We start from the raw sequence: 16,910 nt of genomic DNA on the forward strand, positions 1-16,910 counted from the left end.
AAGGATTACCGGTAGCAAAAGGCCGCCCCCCGATCGTGTCGGAAGGCGGCCTCATAGCGCAAAAAGGCGATGTTTTTAAGCGGCGATCAATCCTCGTCCGCCTCGTCCGCCTCGTCGCCCACGCCGACGTTGGGGCGCGGGGCCGGCATTTCGGCCTTGCGGTCGCCGGTCTTCAGGTAGGTGTCGAACCACTCCATCATCCGCACGTTGTAGTCGTAGCGTGCCGCGGCGCCCTGGTTGCCGTGGCCTTCGCCCGGATAGAGCACCAGCCGCACCGGCGTTTCGGGCTTGCGCACCTTGATCGACCGGTACAGTTCGTAGCTCTGCGTCGGGCTGACGCGGGTGTCTTCCTCGCCGTGCATGATCAGGATCGGCGTTTCCGCCTTGTCGACGTGGTAGACGGGGCTGACTTCCAGCATCTTCACCCAGTTATCCCACGGCCAGGCGCGGCTGTGGACGTTGTACATCTCGTACGGGATGTCCGTGGTGCCGAATTTGCTGATCTGGTTGGAAATGCCGACGAACATGACGGAGGCGGCGAATTCTTCCGACTGCGCGGTTGCGGCCCACGCGCTGGCATAACCGCCATAGGACCCGCCGGTGATGCCGGTGCGGTCGGGATCGGCGATCCCGTCTGCCACCAGCGCCCGCTTCGCATCGACGATGTCGGTGAATTCGGGGTCGGTGTAATTGCCCTGGTGCTGCTTGGAGAACGCCGTGCCGTAGCCGGTGGAGCCGCGGTAATTGGGCAGGAACACGGCATAGCCCTGTCCTGCGGCGACCTGTCCGGGGCCCGAATAGGCGGTCACCCAGCCGTTGCTGTCGTGCGCTTCCGGCCCGCCGTGGACGTTGAGGATCAGCGGGGCACCGCCGGCGGGCGCGCCGCCGACCGGTTCGATCAGCACGCCTTCGATCTGCTGCCCGTCGCGCGCGGTATAGGTATAGGCGCGCTGCGTGCCGAAGGTGATGTCCGACAGCCACGGGTTGTGGCTGGTCCAGCGGGTGAACCGGCCGTTCGCCACGCTGAACAGCTCGGTCGGGTGCATCGGGCTGTCGGCGGTGACGACCATGGTGCCGCCGGCTTCCTCCACGCTGGCGAGGATCAGCGAACCGCCGTCGATCTCGCCCGCGATGCTGCCATCGGCGTTGTAAGTGCGCAGCGCGCTCTGCACACCCTTGTGGATCACCGCGACAAGCCGCCCGTCAGGCAGGAATTCCGCATCCACGGCCGCTTCCGGCGCGCCTTCGTTGAGCGCGGTCATCGCGCCGCTGGCGGCATCGACGAAATAGAGCGTCGTCGCGGCGGGATCGTTCATGTCGACGCCAGCGATCATCGACAGGCGGCGGCCGTCCGGCGACATCTCGACATCGCCGATCTTGCCCGGCGTTTCGACTTCGCGCGTCACCCGCCCGCTGGCGAGGTCGAGGATGTGAACCCGCTTGGAGATATAGCTGTCATCCACGTTCGGCGTCGGCGCGCTTTCGATCACCGCGGTGCGGCCGTCATTCGACACCTGGAAGGCGCTGACGTAGCCGGGGACCTCGATGGCGACGGGCTCTGCATCCACTTCCGCGTCATATCCGGTGGCGGCAGAGGCGCGGAACATGCGGTTGAGGCGGTCTTCCTCTTCATAGACGATCGCATCGAAGCCGGCCTTGCGCTCCGCATCGCGCTGCTTGTCGGCTTCGGCGCCCGCCAGCATGTAGACCGTGCCGCCGTCGGGCGACCAGGCATAGCTGCGCACGCCGGACTTGGCGACTTCGGCCACCTTCATCGGCGCGCCGCCGTCCACCGGAATGGCCCACACGGCGGTTTCCCCGCCATCCTCGCGCCACAGGTAGCTGATCATCCGCCCGTCGGGGCTGAACCGCAGGCCGCGCACGCTCTGGTCGGCGGGCAGGAAGGGGCGGGCGCTTTCGGGCGCCCAGGCGAGGTTGAGCTGGGTGCGGGCGCCGCCGTCTTTCTCGCCCTCGGTCACATCGGGGCGGCTGACGGTGGTGTAGGCGACGCGGCTGCCGTCGGGCGAGATTTCAACATCGCCGACATATTCCAGCTTGGCGACATCTTCGGCGGTCAGCGGGCGCGCCTGGGCGGCGGCGGGCAGGACCAGGGCGGCACCGGTGGCCATCAGGGCGGCGCGGGCGGTGAATTTCATGGGGGTCTCTCTCCTGTTTGAACGTGGCGCCTACATACCGATTGAGGCGCTGCGTTCAATGGCGGCTTGCCGTAACGGCGCCGTGGCCGCATGGTCCGGCCGTCTTCGAGGGGGAGAATCCACCATGCGCCGTTTCCTGCCAGCCTGTCTTGTCGCCATTGCCGCAGTCGCCGGCGCGGCCATCGCCACGCCGGCGCTGGCACAGGACTATGTCATCCATGCCGGCAGCGTCATCGCCGATGCGGGCGGGGAACCGAGCGGACCGGCGACGATCACCGTTGCCGACGGGCGCATCGTCGCGATCGAGGACGGGTTCCTGCCCGTGCCCGAGGGGGCTGAGATGGTGCACCTGCCGGATCACACGCTGGTACCCGGCCTTATCGACCTGCACGTTCACCTGACCGGCGATCCCGGTGGGGACTTCTGGAAGGGCGCGACCGAGCCTGCCGAATGGGATGTGATCCTGGGCGTCAAGAACGCCGGGCTGACGGTGCGCGCGGGCTTCACCACCGTGCGCGATCCGGGCAGCGCGGGGCAGACCGCTTTCGTCCTGCGCCGCGCGACGGACGAAGGGCTGGTCGTCGGCCCGCGCATCGTCGCCGCCGGGCCCGCGCTGTCGATCATCGGCGGCCACGGCGATGTCAGCGGCTTCCTGCCGGAAGTGAACGACCTCCTTTCCAGCGGCTTCACCTGCACCGGGCCGGTCGAATGCGCCGCCAAGGTGCGTGTCGCCGCGCGCAACGGGTCGGACGTCATCAAAATCACCGCCACCGGCGGCGTGCTCAGCCAGCAGGGCCGCGGGCTGGAAGCGCATTTCACCGACGAGGAGATGCGCGCCATCGTCGATACCGCCGCTTCGCTCGGCCTCAAGGTTGCCGCCCACGCCCACGGCGCGCGCGGGATCGAGGCGGCGGCGCGCGCCGGGGTGCAGACGATCGAGCACGGGACCTACGTGGACCGGCAGGCCGCCATCGCCATGCGCGAGGAAGGCACCATCCTCGTCCCCACGCTGATGGCGTTCCAGGGGGTGAGCGAGCGGCTGGACCGGGGCATCTACACACCGGTAGTGGAAGAAAAGATCCGCGCCGTGGCGGACGTTGCCGGATCGCTTGTCACCCGCGCCCGGGCGGAAGGCGTCACGGTCGCTTTCGGCACCGACGCAGGCGTGTTCCCGCACGGCCGCAATGCAGAGGAATTCGCGCTGCTGATCGGCCAGGGCATGACCAGCCGCGAAGCCTTCGCCAGCGCCACCACGGTCGCCGCCGGGGTGCTGGGCATGGAGAACGAGATCGGCCGCCTCGCTCCCGGTTATTCGGCGGATATCGTGGCGGTAAAGGGCAACCCGCTGGTCGATGCGACCGTGCTGGAAAATATCGACTGGGTCATGGTGCGGGGGCGCATCGTGGAATGAGCTATTTCGCGGGCTCACTTGCACACGGAGCAGACTGTGGCTGACGCGACAGACATCCCCGCCTGGATCGCCCTGTTCATCGGGCTCTACTCGCTCGCCGCCGCGGTGGGCGAGTTTCGCGTGCCCGGCACTTGGGCGGCGATGGTGGAGGACCTCGCGCAAAGGCCTGGGCTGAGCTTCCTCACCGGCGTGTTCGTGCTCAGCCTCGGCGCGGCGATCTATCTCGTCACGCCGTGGCGGCCGGGGGACTGGCTGGCGGTCGCCGTCAGCGTCGTCGGCGGCGCCTGCGTGGTGGAGGGGCTGCTGCTCCTGGCCGCCGGCGACCGGTTCATGGACTTCGCCCGCCGCCTGATGGGGCGAGGATCGACCGCATGGGCGGGGTTTGCCGCGCTGTTCGGGGCGGCGGCGCTGTTTACCGCCCTGTCGCGCCTGCAAACGCTCTAGCGCCCGCCCGTCTCCTGGATCATCGAGGAGGGGGAGGGCGCAATCAACGCCTCCGCCCGCCGCCACTCCGCGCGCAGCCAGATATGCGCGGCGCCTTCGCTCGGCGGCAGGATGACCGGCATCCGTTCCTGCCCGATCGCTTTCCATGCGGCGTTGGCGGCGCAGGTGAGGAGGGCGAAGGCCGGCACCTCGCTGTCCACCCATACCCCGGCCAGCGCAAAGATGGCCTGGTCGCCGCAGTCCAGCCAGTGCTGGCGCCGGCTGCCGCCGGCGGGATCGGCGCGGCCCCATGCCATGATCGACGTTGCAGGAACGAGGCAGCGGAACTCGCTGTTGCGCAAGTTCCCGATCCAGAACGGGCTGTCCGGGTTGCGTACGGTCAGCACGCCGCCGCGCCCGTCATGCGGCACCCCGGGCGGCGGAGGCACGCCCCACAGGCGCGGGACGACGCGGCGCGGCGGCTCGCTTGCCGGGCGCGGGCCGGCCACGAACTCGCGCCCCGACGTCACGACCGGGGCGAAGCTGCCCGGCGCCACATGGCCGCCGGCCCACGGATCGTCCCCCGCCCGCGCGGCAAAGCGCGCTGCGACATCGGCGGCCGTCGCATCGAGGCGGAAGAGCACGGTCATGGCGCGTGACTAGGGTCAGGACCCATTACTGGCACGGGCGTGGCGGCAAGATGACGAAGATATCGGACGAAACTGCGTGCAGCGAAGGCTGGATGCCTTAGCAAACGCGGTTTTGTTCGAGATCGAAGTCATCTTGCCGTCCTTCGGATTGGGTCAATTGGCCCCTGTGCAGCGTCACGGAAGCTTGAAAATGCCACGGCATTTCCCGCGCTCCCGTTCCTTGCACACCGCCTTGCTGGGGCCAATTGCTCCCAACCACGCTCCGCGCCAGTAACGGGTCCTGACCCTGCAGCGGCGCTTGCGGGGGAAAGCTCCGGCAATAATGCCTGCCTCGCTTGCCAAGCCGCGCTTCGTGCGCGCAGACTGGCGCCATGGGCAAGCTCGTACCGGATCGCCGCGTCATCATTGTCTCGATTGGTATCGCGCTGCTGGCGCTGGGCGTCTTGCTCGCGATGGGCCGCACGCCGATCTGCGAATGCGGTTATGTGAAGCTGTGGCACGGACAGATCAACGATGCCGGAAACAGCCAGCACATTGCGGACTGGTACACGCCCAGCCACATCATCCACGGCATGATCTTCTACGCGCTGGGCTGGTGGCTGTTCGTGAAGCGCGGGCTGGGCGGGCAGGGTGCCGCACGCTGGGGATTGGCGCTGGCCGTCTTGCTGGAGGCGGCGTGGGAAGTGCTGGAAAACACGCCGATGGTCATCAACCGCTTCCGCGCGGTGACCGCCAACTTCGGCTATTCCGGTGACAGCGTGCTCAATTCCGCCGCCGATATCGGCTGGATGGCGCTCGGCTTCTGGCTCGCCTTGCGCCTGCCGGTGAAGGTGACTGTGGCGCTGGCGATTATTGGCGAACTGGTGGCTGGCTACGTGGTGCGTGACAACCTGACGCTCAACGTCATCATGCTGCTGTTCCCGATCGAGGGGATCGCGGACTGGCAGGCGGCGAGTACGCACGGGTAGAAAGCCGCTTCCGGGAATTGTCTTTCAGGCTGCAGTCCAGACAGTGCGTAACGTGCGATTTTGCCGAATGTTGAAAGTTTAGCCCCCGAGCCTCATCGATGATGAACACCCACTGGCGAAGCACAGGGGCGGGAATTTGTCATGTCGGCACTTCGTTATTTAATTAATTCGATTAACCATTGCCGCCGTGAATCTAAAATAATTTCAATATTGATTTATCAATGATTTTTTGGTTCATGAAAATAAGATATTATCTGAACAAAAATAAGAAAGTGCAACGGCGCGATGCCCGCGATTAGAGGGCCTCTAATTTCCAAAGGCCGAAGTGCGATGAAAATCAAAGAAAATGTAACACCGGCTACTAATAGATTTATGTAATAAAAAAGTGACTTTTCCGGGATCGATCGAAATTCCTTTTCCAAGAAGACAACTTCGACCCAGGAAATGAGGAATACAGCAGCGGCCACGATAAAACCGAAATCTAAGTAAATCGCCCAGAAGCCGGATAAAAATCCAGACAGGATAGCGATGGCGAGCCCGGTCGGCGTCACTCCCTCAAACCCGCCAAACTTGCTCATTCTGAGGCACCTGTAAGAGCCGACCGCTGGCTTTGCGGCGATGATGACTCCATTCGCACCCGGCTCCTATCTTCCAACTTGTCGGCATCCTAATCTCAAAAAGCAAAAATGCCTAACCGGCCTCCTTCGTCCTAAGGCCCAACTTGCGTTTCGACCGTGCGCGGCCTTTTGGGTTACTCTATTCGGCGATCCTTTCGTCGCTTGCTAGCGGGCGACCGTCGCGCAGCCGCAGCCATCGCGGTAGAGGTCTTATCGCAAGCGACCTTCGGACCATCGCTCGCGCCGAGCTCGTGGATAGGGCGCGCGATCGTCCCGGCTCCCTCTCTTTCTGGACTTCGCAATGTCCGACGCCTACACCCCTTCCATCCCCGGGGAGCCGTTTGGCTGAGAGGCAGGTGTAACGCCCTGCGACCCGTCGAACCTGAACCGATTAGCATCGGCGGAGGGAGCGGGCCGGCCAACGCCATGGGTCCGCTCGTTCTCCGCCACACGGAGAGAGCAGCATGGCCGACATCAACAGCCACGTCGAAATAGGCGTCACCACCGGGCCCATCCGCGGCAGCCGCAAGGTCCACGTCGCGGCCAAGTCCGGCAGCGGCATCCGCGTCGCCATGCGCGAGATCGACCTTGCGGGCGGGGAGCCGAGCGTGCGCGTCTACGACACCTCCGGCCCCTATACCGACCCCGACGCGCGGATCGACATCAACGCCGGCCTCCCCGCGCTGCGCCGCGAATGGATCACCGGCCGCGGCGACGTGGAGGAGTATGCCGCGCGCGAGGTGAAGCCCGAGGACAACGGGCAGCTCGGCCCCGACCGCAGCGGCGGCGTCCCCGGCTTCCCCAACGTCGCCAAGACCGTGCTGCGCGCGAAGGCGGGCGCCAACGTCTCCCAGATGCACTACGCCCGCCGCGGCATCATCACGCCCGAGATGGAATACGTCGCCGAGCGCGAGAACCTCGGCCGCGAGCAGGTGCGCCGCGAGGTCGAGGGGCAGAGCTGGGGCGCGGCGATCCCCGAATACGTCACCCCCGAATTCGTCCGCGACGAGGTCGCTCGCGGCCGTGCGATCATCCCCAGCAACATCAACCACCCGGAAAGCGAACCGATGGCGATCGGGCGCAATTTCCTCGTCAAGATCAACGCCAATATCGGCAATTCTGCCGTGGCTTCCGACGTCGCGAGCGAAGTCGACAAGATGGTCTGGTCGATCCGCTGGGGCGCGGACACGGTCATGGACCTCTCCACGGGCCGCAACATCCACGACACGCGCGAATGGATCATCCGCAACAGCCCCGTGCCCATCGGCACCGTGCCGATCTACCAGGCGCTGGAAAAGGTCGGCGGCATCGCCGAGGAGCTGACGTGGGAGGTGTTCCGCGACACGCTGATCGAACAGGCGGAGCAGGGGGTGGACTATTTCACCATCCACGCCGGCGTGCGCCTGCCCTATGTCCCCATGGCCGCCAAGCGCGTTACCGGCATCGTGTCGCGCGGCGGCTCGATCATGGCGAAATGGTGCTTGGCGCATCACAAGGAGAGCTTCCTCTACGACCATTTCGACGAGATCACCGAGATCTGCAAAACCTACGACATCGCCTATTCGCTGGGCGACGGTCTGCGCCCCGGCAGCATCGCGGACGCGAATGACGAGGCGCAGTTCGCCGAGCTCTACACGCTGGGCGAACTAACGAAGCGCGCGTGGGAGCAGGACGTGCAGGTGATGATCGAAGGCCCCGGCCACGTGCCGATGCACAAGATCAAGGAGAACATGGACAAGCAGCTGGAAGCCTGCGGCGAAGCGCCCTTCTACACGCTCGGCCCGCTCGTCACCGATATCGCGCCCGGTTACGACCACATCACCAGCGGCATCGGCGCGGCGCAGATCGGCTGGTACGGCACGGCGATGCTCTGCTACGTGACGCCGAAGGAACACCTCGGCCTGCCCGACCGCGACGATGTGAAGGTGGGCGTGGTCACCTACAAGCTGGCCGCCCACGCGGCGGACCTTGCGAAAGGCCACCCGGCCGCGCAGGTGCGCGACGACGCACTAAGCAAGGCCCGCTTCGAATTCCGCTGGCGCGACCAGTTCAACCTCAGCCTGGATCCCGACACGGCCGAGCAGTACCACGACCAGACCCTCCCCGCAGAAGGCGCCAAGACCGCGCATTTCTGCAGCATGTGCGGGCCCAAGTTCTGCTCGATGAAGATCAGCCAGGAAGTCCGCGAATTTGCCGCGAAGCAGAATTCCGACAGCTATCTCGCGAGCGAAAACCTTCGCGCCGAGACGAGCCCCGAAGAGGCCGCGGAAGCGGAGAAGGGCATGGAGGAGATGAGCGAGGTTTATCGGGAGAAGGGGGAGAAGTTGTATTTGCCGGAGGGGTGAGACGGGCCTCGATTAGATAGGGTCGTTCCAAGGCGTCTCGGTAGGAATGTTTTGCACGTCTGGCACTTGGTAATTGTTCTGCATAAAGAGGTGAATATTGATGCGCGAAGCAATGGCCTGAGGGCCGGTTGAAATTGCTCCGGGCAAATTTTTCGCCGTTTTTTCAATCATACTAGCTCCCCAAACATTGGGGTGATCAACCCATTCAGGCAGCCTAGTCACCCTTTTCGCCGCTTCGATAAAATCCCATTCTTCTTCTTTCGACCTTGAGATCACCCAGCGATCCTTCAGTGGGTAATCAATTCGAGCAAGAGGTTTGCTGCCACCACCATCGTAGCGGCGTGGTTTGGTGCTAGCCCAGTCGCCATAATACACTTGGTAATTTCCGTAGGTTTGGCGAATTTCAGAGTAGAACTTTCTTGACGAGATGTTGACTGCCGCCATGTTGTCCAAATCACCGAAATTATTTGGAAAATTTGACGTGCTTACAACGATCCGAACTTCGTCTGATAGGCTCGTCAGATGCTCGACATGGCTCATCAGTGTTGATTGCATCTCAAGGGTGTAATCGGTCCACCCGCCGTCCAGCACGAACAACGAATTGTTGAGATCAAGACCTGGCAAGAGACTATCAATCTGCGCTGGGTTTACGCCCCTCCCTAATTCAAAACGGAAAACAATACCGCGGGCCATTTCGCTGAATGCTGCAATTTGCTGCTGTATTTGGTCTTGCGTGCGGCCCTCCATTTGGACCGTTGGAATGTAGTTTTGATGCGCCGCTATGAGTTCAATCCAACGATTGATCGAATCGTCGCCCAAGAGGAGCGAGCGGAAGTACCTTCTTGACTCTAGGTCGGATGAGCTTTGGTAAAAGCGATCTAGATCGACGATCATCGGAATGTCGCCGAGAGAGATTTTGATCCGCTCAAATGTATTTTCGAACTTAATCGAGTTTAGCCAAGGTGCCAAAAGTACAATTGGCAGAAATTTAGCCTTCTCAGCAGGAGGAAGCTTTTCAGCTGCCTTCATCTCTGCACGCCTTATGCAAAGCGTGGGGTAATATCGTTCGTAAAATTCAGTCATCAAAACCCAAACCGAAAGCCAGCAGTCAATTCAGACACATGCCACGCTCGTGCGATCTCAGAGAGATGCTTTGGTTGCACCGCCTCGCCAAACTTCGTCTGTGCCCATTTGTTTGTCGCATTCCACGGAAGCAGGAGGAAAGCGGCGATGCGATTAGCTTCAGCCTCTTTCTTGTCAGACAAACTTGAGCGGTAGAGGATAGTGTCCGTTATGCCGTCACCGTCGATGTCTGCTTTGTGCAAAAGGAAGTGTCCTATTTCATGCGCCACCGTGAACCGTTGGCGCACCGCTGCGTCGGCTAGATTGACCTTAATTTCATACACCAGATCCTCCGGTCTCTGGCGTATTTGACCTGAAATTTCCGAAGGCATTGCCGCTGAAAGAACCTGTAGCCCAAGCCCATGCGCTAGGTTCCCGATTTGAACTGGAGGGCCGGCGAGATGCCGAGATATCTGAATTCTTAAACCCTCGTCGATTTGATTCCAAAGACGCAAAGCGGGGTCATTCGCCGGGACGGAAAAAGCATCAGTCATTCCTGATCTCCTTCGTCAGTTGCATCGTCTTCATCGACCACGAGCTGTGCGCGGCGGACTGTCAATTGCTCGGTGACCTGTCGTTGTATCTCTTGCCGCAGCCACTTTCCCAAGGGGCCAGACTCGTCAATAATCTCCTCCCTAATTTCATTGTAGGCTACGCCGTTTGGCTCGAAGGCATCCTTCATGGTGATCTTTACAGAATCTTCCGCGCTTTTTGCTGCGTCCGATTTTATGTTTCTAAAGCCCCAGATTCCTAGGATGGCCAAAGCAATAGCGGCCACTGTGAAAAACACCGTGACTGTCGTCAGGAGGATCACGACCACATTTACATAGTCGACGAGAACATTTCCATTCGGGACAACATGATTTAGACCGCTGCGCGCTAAAGCGTAGGCAAGAGCGGCAGCACCAACCACACCCAATCCAAGGAGTATTCCGCGACACCAGACTACGAATTTTTCCATCGCCCCGAAACGCCCTTTTCAATCCCTAACGACTGTTTGCATCTGAAGGCGTTGTCTGTCCAGCATTTGGCGAACGATTTCGGGCGTTAAAGCCAAATCTTAGAAACCACATAATTGGTATCCAGAAGTTGGTAGACGCTTAACTCTTGAGGTCCCATTGCCGATACGAGCGGCCCTCAACGCTTTGCGATAACTCAGCCGCGCCGCATCCCCACCAGCGCCCGGTCCAGCGCCTGAAGGAAGTTCGACCGGTCCGCCTTGCCGAACGGCCGCGGGCCGCCTCCCAATCCGTCCATCCCGGCGCGCAGGTCTTCCATGATCGCGCGCGTGGCGATCGCGCTGCCGATGCTGGCGGCTTCGGGCTACTGGACCGTCTCCTCAAGCTATTCGCCTGACCCACCCATCCGCACCGCCCCCACGATCCCCGCTGGCCACCGCGCCCGAACCCGCGCATAGCGGCGCATGGCCGATCTCTATCTGAAGAACCTCGAATCCGAACGCCGCAAGCTGTGGGGCGAATGCCGTCTGAAGGGGTTGAAGCGCGATACGCCGCAGCGGTTGCGGATTGCCGAGATCGACCGGCTGCTGGCAGAGCACAAGGGGAAAAGGCCGCAGCCGCCGGTCGAGCGCGAGGAGGGCTAGGCCCTCAACTGTTTTTCATGTTCTCCAGCCCCTTGATGCTGCCGGGCTTGGTGCTGGGGTTGGAGGCGTTGGTCTTGGGTTTTTCCTGTTTGGGTTTGCGGTTCTCTCGGCTCTTCTTCTGCTGGCCCTTGGCCATGGTCTCTTCCAATCGGGGCGGGATGCCCCGGCGCCACTATGGGCCGATTGCAGGGAATAGATAGCGAAACCGCTCTGCCCCGCCGCCCGGGGGAATTCAGCCGCGTGCCAGCTTCACCAGCACCCGGTCCAGCGCCTGCAGGAAGTTCGACCGGTCCGCCTTGCCGAACGGCGGCGGGCCGCCGCCCACCCCGTCCATCCCGGCGCGCAGGTCTTCCATGATCGCGCGGGTGGCAATCGCGCTGCCGATGCTGGCGGCGTCGAATTCGCGCCCGTCGTGGCGCAGCACTTTCGCGCCTGCTTTCAGGCAGCGTTCGGCCAGCAGGATGTCGGCGGTCACCACCACGCTGCGCGGCCCGGCGTTGTCCGCGATCCAGTCGTCCGCCGCGTCGAAGCCGTCGCTCACCACCACGCGCTTCACCCGCTCGCTTACCGGCACGCGGAAGGGGCTGTTGCTGACCACGCGGACGTGCGCGCCGTGGCGCTCTGCCACGCGGTAGATTTCCTCCTTCACCGGGCAGGCATCGGCATCGACGAGGATTGTGACCGGCGGGATGGCCCTGGGATTGGTGGCGGGATTGGACGCGGGAGTGGTGGCGGGTGGCATCCGCGCGGGATAGCGCCCGGCGCGCGCTGCGCCAATCGGCCGCGCGAACTTCCCACGCGTGAATGCATTTTCCTACACGCGCGAAATCTGCCCTATCCGCCGGTTGGATACGCCGCGCACGCACCCCGAAATCCGCTCCGCAGACCAAGCTCGCGCTCGCGCTCGCGCTGCGCCCGACAACAGCCGCTGGACGGGGGAGAAGGCGGGGGCGTTCCTGCGCGCGCTGGCGCAGCACGGCAAGGTCGCCGCGGCGGCGCGCTCTGTCGGGATGAGCCGGCAGGCGGCCTATCGCCTACGCGCCCGGGCGCCGCAATTCGCAAGGCTGTGGGACGAGGCGATGCGGCTGGGCCAAGCGGCGCGGCTGCGGGCGAGGGCGGCGCGGCGGCGCAAGCGCGTCCACCCGCTGCTCGACACGCGCCCGCTGCCGGGCACGGGGCCGCTGCCGGAAACGGGGCCCTCCGCCGGTGACGGATCGGGGCAGGTGGGGGTTACGCCGGGCCTCGCGCAAGGTGACGCCGCCCCGCGCGCAAGGTCACGGTTTTGATGGGCACGGTGTCGGATGTGCGCCGCGGGGTGACGCATTAACGCGAAAGGTCACGCATTCGCGGCGCAGGGTTACGCTTCGCACGCTTTTGCGCCTGGAGGGTGTTCCACCTGCTCCACCGCCCGCGGCGGGCGGGTGGGCCGCTGCGGCAATCGGGAACCCCGCGGAATCGCCGCCCGTTGCCTTGGGGAAGGAGGCGCACAATGGCACGCAATACGGGTGACGATCACCGCATCGGATCGGTCGACGATCGCACGCAGGTCCACAATCCGGTCACCGGCAACTGGACCAAGCGCAATCGCGACGAAGGCTCGGGCAAGGCCGGGCGGTTCATGAACGTGAAGTCGGACGGCGAGCCGTTCAAGGGCGTGGCAAAGGAACCCGACGGCCGCCGCCGCCCGGACGAGGGCGAGGACGGAGCCTCCTCCGACGCATGACGGACGGGGCGGATAGCGAACGCGGTCTCGTCACGCGATTGCTGGAGGACGAGGAGAAGCGCCGCCGCCACTTGCCGCGCATCGGCTTCGTGCTGACGGGGCTCTACCTGGGCGGACTGGTCGTGTACCTGTGGGTGCAGGGGCAGAACCCGGCGACGCTCGACCTCAACGAGCTGGGCGACTTCCTGGGCGGCGTCTCCAGCCCGCTCGCCTTCCTGTGGCTGGTGCTGGGCTTCTTCCAGTCGAGCCGGGAGATCGGCATCTCCTCCAAGGCGCTGCACCTGCAGGCGCGCGAGATGCGGGCGGAAATGGACGAGCAGCGCCGCGTGCTGGCCGCGGTGCCGCCCGATACAGGGGCCGATGCGGGGGATGCGGCCTAGTCGATGTCGAAGTCGCCCTCGTCCTCGCCGTCCCAGTATGCGCAGCGGGTGGCATGGACGTGCAGCATCACCAGGCCTTCGGTGTCGGTGCCGTCCTCGAACCAGCGTTCGAGGTCCTTCACCCAGTGCTTCTCGAATTCGGCCTTGTCGCGCACGATTTCGGCATCGCCTTCCAGCGCGATGAAGATGCCCGGCGCGCCGCTCTCCTTCGGGGCGCCCTGCACGGACAGGCCGACCTTGGGGTTCTTCTCGATGTCCTTCGCCATGAGGCTGTCGGCCCAGGTGAAGTAGTAGCTGTCGCCGTCATAATCGACCTGGCGATTGTTGCTCATCGGGCGCGCGCCGATCTGGCCGTCCTTGGTGTGGGTGTTGAGCATCACGAAGTCGATGTCCTTCATCGCCTCGGCAATATGGGCAAGGTGCTCTTTCGCGGTCTTGTCGGCCATCACGTATTCTCCTTCATGCTCCATCCCCGCCATCAGCGCGCGGGGGCGGTTCGGGTTCCGCGAGGCGGAAAGGGAAGGGCCGGAAAAAATCCTCTTTTGCTAAACAATTAGGTGATCCGGCATTCGCATGCTATTGCGCAGCCGCTGACGTCGGAATTTGCGACGGACTTCGAGATTTGACGACCGCTGCACGCCGTAATCGGCAGCAGTGTAAATTGGACGACGACTTCCTTTCCCAGGACGATTTTAAGCGCGACCGACAGGCATTCTGCCTGCCGGCAACAGTTGTTCTTGAAAGGAACAGATTATGTCGAAAACCGGCACCGTAAAATTCTTCAATGCCGACAAGGGCTATGGTTTCATCCAGCCCGACGATGGCTCGGCCGACAGCTTCGTGCACATCACTGCCGTCCAGGCAGCCGGCATGAACACGCTCGATAAGGAGCAGCGGCTGAACTACGACGTGGAACAGGGCAACAACGGCAAGGAAAGCGCCGTGAACCTGTCAAACGCCGACTAAGCCACACCAACAGGTTCCTCCCGCGCGCGAAAGCGACCCCGTGCGCGGGAGGGGCACCGTTTTTCCGCAAACCAGCCGGAGCCTCCCAGCCATGAACCAGAGCCACGAATTCTACGCCGAACGTGCGGCAGAAGCTAAGGTCGAGGCGGGCAAGGCCACGCTGGACAATGTGCGCGACCGGGCGCTGCGGGCCCAGGCCACTTGGCAGATGCTGGCCGACCAGGCACATGCCGTGAAACGCCGCCGCGAGCGGCTCGAAAGCGAAAAGGCCGCTGCGCGCACTGCCGAAGTGCAGGTGACCGCGGCAGGCATTCCTTCCGCCGAATAGGCCGAAAGCGTGGCGCCCTCGCTTCTGCGTGGATCGCCCCGTCCAAGCGCTCTCCCTGCAAAAAGCGCGCAATTCCGGCACAAATCGACGCTTCGTGCATTGTTCTAGCCGGAGGGTGTTCCATCTGCTCCATCGCGGCCTGCGCCATCGTGCGTTCCCCACGCCCCGCCGCCATGCAGATCCGGGCGCCGATAACGAGAACCGGCAGAACGCCGACAAGGAGAGCGCCGATGAGCCAGACTTTCGAATTCTACAACGAACGCGCCAACGAAGCCGCTGCCGATGCGAAGAAGGCGAAGCTCGCCAATGTGCGCCGCCGCCTGCTGCGCGCCGAACGGACGTGGCGCGGGCTCGCCGCGCGGGCGAAGGCGGTCGCGGAAATGCGCACCAAGGTGCTGCGCGAGAAGGCTGCGGAGCGCGACGCCGAGGCCGCAAAAGCCTGAATTTGCGCGAGAAGCCACAATTTCGCCGCATTCGGAACGATCGCGCAGTGGGTCCGTTGTTAGGCTGAAGGCGCGGAACAAGCGCCCAATCTCATACGATCCACACAAAGACCGAAAGGCCTGACTCCATGAAAAAGCTTACTCTAGCCCTCGCCTCCGCTGCCACTCTCGCGCTTGCCGCCTGTGGCGATCCCGTCGAGGAAAGCACTGTCGAAGGCGATAATGTCGCTGCCGACCAAGCTGTGAACGACAATGCCGAAGGTCCGGGCACGATCGTCGAAGTCGCGCAGGGCGATGAGACGTTTTCCACCCTCGTGAGCGCTGTGACCGCAGCCGGCCTCGGCGAGACGCTGTCGGGTGAAGGCCCGTTCACCGTGTTTGCGCCGACCAACGATGCTTTCGCCAAGATCCCGGAAGCGACGCTGACAGAACTGACGACCAACGATACGGACACGCTGGGCACGATCCTTCAGTACCATGTCGTCGAAGGTAACGTCGACGCAGCCACGCTGACCAAGGCGATTCAGGATGCCGGTGAAGACGGTTATACGATCAACACCGTTGGCGGCGGCACACTGACTGCGACGATGGACGGTAGCAATGTCGTACTGACCGACGCGACCGGTGGGACCGCCACCGTGACCGCAACCGACGTGGAAGCATCGAACGGCGTCGTCCATGTCATCGACACCGTGCTGATGCCGCAGTAATCGCTTGAACGCGACACGCGCACTACCATGGCGCGCAATGCAAGGGCGGGCTTCCCAACCGGGAGGTCCGCCCTTCCGCTATTGCCACAAGCTGGTGTAGGGAATGAGCCTGACCAAGCCTTTCCTCCGCTTTTTTGCGCCTCTCATCGTTGTGATTGCATCCGGCTGCGGGGGAGCGACGGAGCGCCGGATCGAGCCGGTGTTCGATGCCATCGCGCCGCAGGAAACCGTCACTCTTTCGGGCACAGAGCCATTCTGGAGCGGGGTCATCGAAGGCGGGGTCCTGACGTGGACCACTCCCGAGGACCTCGATGGCACCAGGGCCGAGCTAAGCCGCTTTGCCGGTAATGGCGGGATTGGCTGGTCGGGCGAGCTTGGCGGCGAGCGGATCGATATCGCTGTCGGCCCCGGCCCGTGCAGCGACGGCATGAGCGACCGCGAATATCCTTTCAACGCTGCCGTGCGATTGGGCGACATGTCGCTTACCGGCTGCGCCTATACGGATGCATCGCCTTTCTCCGGCCCCGAAATTCCCTGATCAAGCGCCTTGATAAATGATATACTGCGCAAGTCCCCCTAGGCAATCGCGCCGGTTTGAGTAAAATCTCCCTGATGGGAGATGAGTGATGGCGGACCGTTCTGTCCTGCTCGTCGAGGACGAGCCTCTGATACTGATGGACCTGGAGTTCGCGGTGACGGATCGCGGCTGGCAGCCGCGTACGGCTAGCGGCGTCCGCAAGGCCATGGAATTTCTTGAAAAGGACGCGGCGATTGCCGCTGCCGTGCTCGATATAACGCTCAAGAACGGGGAGAATTGCCTGCCCATCGCGCGCGAGCTGGAGCGGCGGCGGATCCCCTACGTGCTGCATTCGGGAGAGCTCGAACACTACAGCGCGGACATGGATGACCTGACCGGCGAACGCGTGGCCAAGCCGGCCAGCGCGGCCTCGGTTGTGGCGAAAGCGCTGGCCGGCCTTGCCGGCGATGCCGGCTGAACGCAGCGACAATCCGAAGCGCAAGAAAAAGGGGCGGGCCGTCGCGAAACGGCCCGCTCCTTTTCGGTTA

General features: G+C 63.4%; 23 protein-coding genes and 1 pseudogene. 14 read left to right on the forward strand and 10 right to left on the reverse strand.

Annotation, left to right across the window (positions count from 1 at the left end; all coding sequences use genetic code 11):
• Nucleotides 1–86: 86 nt before the first annotated feature.
• Nucleotides 87–2,156: a S9 family peptidase gene (locus tag VCJ71_RS12280; protein ID WP_324641408.1), complete on the reverse strand. Its 2,070-nt coding sequence runs from the start codon at nt 2,154–2,156 to the stop codon at nt 87–89.
• Nucleotides 2,157–2,280: 124 nt separating this feature from the next.
• On the opposite strand from VCJ71_RS12280, the gene VCJ71_RS12285 reads away from it, so the two are divergent.
• Together VCJ71_RS12285 and VCJ71_RS12290 are read left to right on the forward strand one after the other, a co-directional pair.
• Nucleotides 2,281–3,567: a metal-dependent hydrolase family protein gene (locus VCJ71_RS12285; RefSeq protein WP_324641409.1), complete on the forward strand. Its 1,287-nt coding sequence runs from the start codon at nt 2,281–2,283 to the stop codon at nt 3,565–3,567.
• Nucleotides 3,568–3,603: 36 nt separating this feature from the next.
• A complete protein-coding gene (locus VCJ71_RS12290) occupies nt 3,604–4,011 on the forward strand; it encodes a hypothetical protein (RefSeq protein WP_324641410.1) in 408 nt (135 codons plus the stop codon).
• Here VCJ71_RS12290 and VCJ71_RS12295 read toward each other — a convergent pair.
• Nucleotides 4,008–4,640 carry an SOS response-associated peptidase family protein gene (locus VCJ71_RS12295; protein WP_324641411.1) on the reverse strand — a complete coding sequence of 211 codons (633 nt, stop codon included), beginning with the start codon at nt 4,638–4,640 and terminating at the stop codon, nt 4,008–4,010. The two genes, VCJ71_RS12290 and VCJ71_RS12295, sit on opposite strands and share 4 nt — an antisense overlap.
• A 371-nt stretch (nt 4,641–5,011) precedes the next feature.
• On the opposite strand from VCJ71_RS12295, the gene VCJ71_RS12300 reads away from it, so the two are divergent.
• A complete protein-coding gene (locus VCJ71_RS12300) occupies nt 5,012–5,608 on the forward strand; it encodes a DUF2585 family protein (protein WP_324641412.1) in 597 nt (198 codons plus the stop codon).
• 218 nt (nt 5,609–5,826) lie between these two features.
• Here VCJ71_RS12300 and VCJ71_RS12305 read toward each other — a convergent pair whose 3' ends face one another.
• Nucleotides 5,827–6,186: a hypothetical protein gene (locus VCJ71_RS12305; protein WP_324641413.1), complete on the reverse strand. Its 360-nt coding sequence runs from the start codon at nt 6,184–6,186 to the stop codon at nt 5,827–5,829.
• Between the two features lie 503 nt (nt 6,187–6,689).
• Between VCJ71_RS12305 and thiC the strand changes: the two genes are divergently transcribed.
• Nucleotides 6,690–8,570: a phosphomethylpyrimidine synthase ThiC gene (gene thiC / locus VCJ71_RS12310; RefSeq protein ID WP_324641414.1), complete on the forward strand. Its 1,881-nt coding sequence runs from the start codon at nt 6,690–6,692 to the stop codon at nt 8,568–8,570.
• Nucleotides 8,571–8,582: 12 nt separating this feature from the next.
• On the opposite strand, the gene VCJ71_RS12315 is transcribed toward thiC, so the two are convergent.
• The 4 genes and pseudogenes from VCJ71_RS12315 to VCJ71_RS12330 form a co-directional block, all read right to left on the reverse strand.
• Nucleotides 8,583–9,653 carry a beta family protein gene (locus VCJ71_RS12315; RefSeq protein ID WP_324641415.1) on the reverse strand — a complete coding sequence of 357 codons (1,071 nt, stop codon included), beginning with the start codon at nt 9,651–9,653 and terminating at the stop codon, nt 8,583–8,585.
• Nucleotides 9,653–10,186: an ImmA/IrrE family metallo-endopeptidase gene (locus VCJ71_RS12320; RefSeq protein ID WP_324641416.1), complete on the reverse strand. Its 534-nt coding sequence runs from the start codon at nt 10,184–10,186 to the stop codon at nt 9,653–9,655. Before VCJ71_RS12320 ends, VCJ71_RS12315 begins: the two co-directional genes overlap by 1 nt.
• On the reverse strand, nt 10,183–10,653 hold the full coding sequence (locus VCJ71_RS12325; RefSeq protein ID WP_324641417.1) for a hypothetical protein: 471 nt from the start codon (nt 10,651–10,653) through the stop codon (nt 10,183–10,185). The genes VCJ71_RS12320 and VCJ71_RS12325 overlap by 4 nt, the downstream gene beginning before the upstream one ends.
• Nucleotides 10,654–10,847: 194 nt before the next feature.
• Nucleotides 10,848–11,009, reverse strand: a pseudogene (locus VCJ71_RS12330) (DUF188 domain-containing protein); the annotation flags it as partial.
• A gap of 106 nt (nt 11,010–11,115) precedes the next feature.
• On the opposite strand from VCJ71_RS12330, the gene VCJ71_RS12335 reads away from it, so the two are divergent.
• On the forward strand, nt 11,116–11,295 hold the full coding sequence (locus VCJ71_RS12335) for a hypothetical protein (protein WP_324641418.1): 180 nt from the start codon (nt 11,116–11,118) through the stop codon (nt 11,293–11,295).
• Nucleotides 11,296–11,299: 4 nt separating this feature from the next.
• Here VCJ71_RS12335 and VCJ71_RS12340 read toward each other — a convergent pair whose 3' ends face one another.
• Together VCJ71_RS12340 and VCJ71_RS12345 are read right to left on the reverse strand one after the other, a co-directional pair.
• Nucleotides 11,300–11,431, reverse strand: a complete 132-nt coding sequence (locus VCJ71_RS12340; RefSeq protein WP_324641419.1) for a hypothetical protein — start codon at nt 11,429–11,431, stop codon at nt 11,300–11,302.
• 96 nt (nt 11,432–11,527) lie between these two features.
• Entirely contained in the window at nt 11,528–12,037 is a 510-nt protein-coding gene (locus VCJ71_RS12345) for a YaiI/YqxD family protein (protein WP_324641420.1), read from the reverse strand.
• Between the two features lie 58 nt (nt 12,038–12,095).
• Between VCJ71_RS12345 and VCJ71_RS12350 the strand changes: the two genes are divergently transcribed.
• The 3 genes from VCJ71_RS12350 (at nt 12,096) to VCJ71_RS12360 (ending at nt 13,398) form a co-directional block, all read left to right on the forward strand.
• On the forward strand, nt 12,096–12,581 hold the full coding sequence (locus VCJ71_RS12350; RefSeq protein ID WP_324641421.1) for a hypothetical protein: 486 nt from the start codon (nt 12,096–12,098) through the stop codon (nt 12,579–12,581).
• A 203-nt stretch (nt 12,582–12,784) separates the two neighbouring features.
• Complete coding sequence (locus VCJ71_RS12355; protein WP_324641422.1) at nt 12,785–13,018, forward strand: hypothetical protein; 234 nt, start codon at nt 12,785–12,787, stop codon at nt 13,016–13,018.
• Complete coding sequence (locus VCJ71_RS12360) at nt 13,015–13,398, forward strand: hypothetical protein (protein WP_324641423.1); 384 nt, start codon at nt 13,015–13,017, stop codon at nt 13,396–13,398. The genes VCJ71_RS12355 and VCJ71_RS12360 overlap by 4 nt, the downstream gene beginning before the upstream one ends.
• Here the strand turns inward: VCJ71_RS12360 and VCJ71_RS12365 are convergent.
• Nucleotides 13,395–13,844, reverse strand: coding sequence for a pyridoxamine 5'-phosphate oxidase family protein (locus tag VCJ71_RS12365; RefSeq protein ID WP_324641424.1), 450 nt, complete (start codon nt 13,842–13,844; stop codon nt 13,395–13,397). The genes VCJ71_RS12360 and VCJ71_RS12365 overlap by 4 nt on opposite strands.
• Nucleotides 13,845–14,151: 307 nt before the next feature.
• Here VCJ71_RS12365 and VCJ71_RS12370 point away from each other — a divergent pair, with 307 nt between their 5' ends.
• The 6 genes from VCJ71_RS12370 to VCJ71_RS12395 all read left to right on the forward strand — a co-directional run bounded on the left by VCJ71_RS12370 (nt 14,152) and on the right by VCJ71_RS12395 (nt 16,840).
• Nucleotides 14,152–14,364: a cold-shock protein gene (locus tag VCJ71_RS12370; RefSeq protein ID WP_324641425.1), complete on the forward strand. Its 213-nt coding sequence runs from the start codon at nt 14,152–14,154 to the stop codon at nt 14,362–14,364.
• Nucleotides 14,365–14,455: 91 nt separating this feature from the next.
• Entirely contained in the window at nt 14,456–14,692 is a 237-nt protein-coding gene (locus VCJ71_RS12375; protein WP_324641426.1) for a hypothetical protein, read from the forward strand.
• A 230-nt stretch (nt 14,693–14,922) separates the two neighbouring features.
• Nucleotides 14,923–15,135 (forward strand): hypothetical protein, encoded by a 213-nt coding sequence (locus VCJ71_RS12380; RefSeq protein WP_324641427.1) that lies wholly within the window; start codon nt 14,923–14,925, stop codon nt 15,133–15,135.
• 128 nt (nt 15,136–15,263) lie between these two features.
• A complete protein-coding gene (locus VCJ71_RS12385) occupies nt 15,264–15,845 on the forward strand; it encodes a fasciclin domain-containing protein (protein ID WP_324641428.1) in 582 nt (193 codons plus the stop codon).
• A 103-nt stretch (nt 15,846–15,948) separates the two neighbouring features.
• Nucleotides 15,949–16,383, forward strand: coding sequence for a COG3650 family protein (locus VCJ71_RS12390; RefSeq protein ID WP_324641429.1), 435 nt, complete (start codon nt 15,949–15,951; stop codon nt 16,381–16,383).
• 88 nt (nt 16,384–16,471) lie between these two features.
• A complete protein-coding gene (locus tag VCJ71_RS12395; RefSeq protein WP_324641430.1) occupies nt 16,472–16,840 on the forward strand; it encodes a response regulator in 369 nt (122 codons plus the stop codon).
• The last annotated feature ends 70 nt before the right edge of the window (nt 16,841–16,910 follow it).

It is taken from the genome of Pseudoblastomonas aquimaris, assembly GCF_035481675.1.
Classification (GTDB): Bacteria; Pseudomonadota; Alphaproteobacteria; order Sphingomonadales; family Sphingomonadaceae; genus Alteriqipengyuania_B.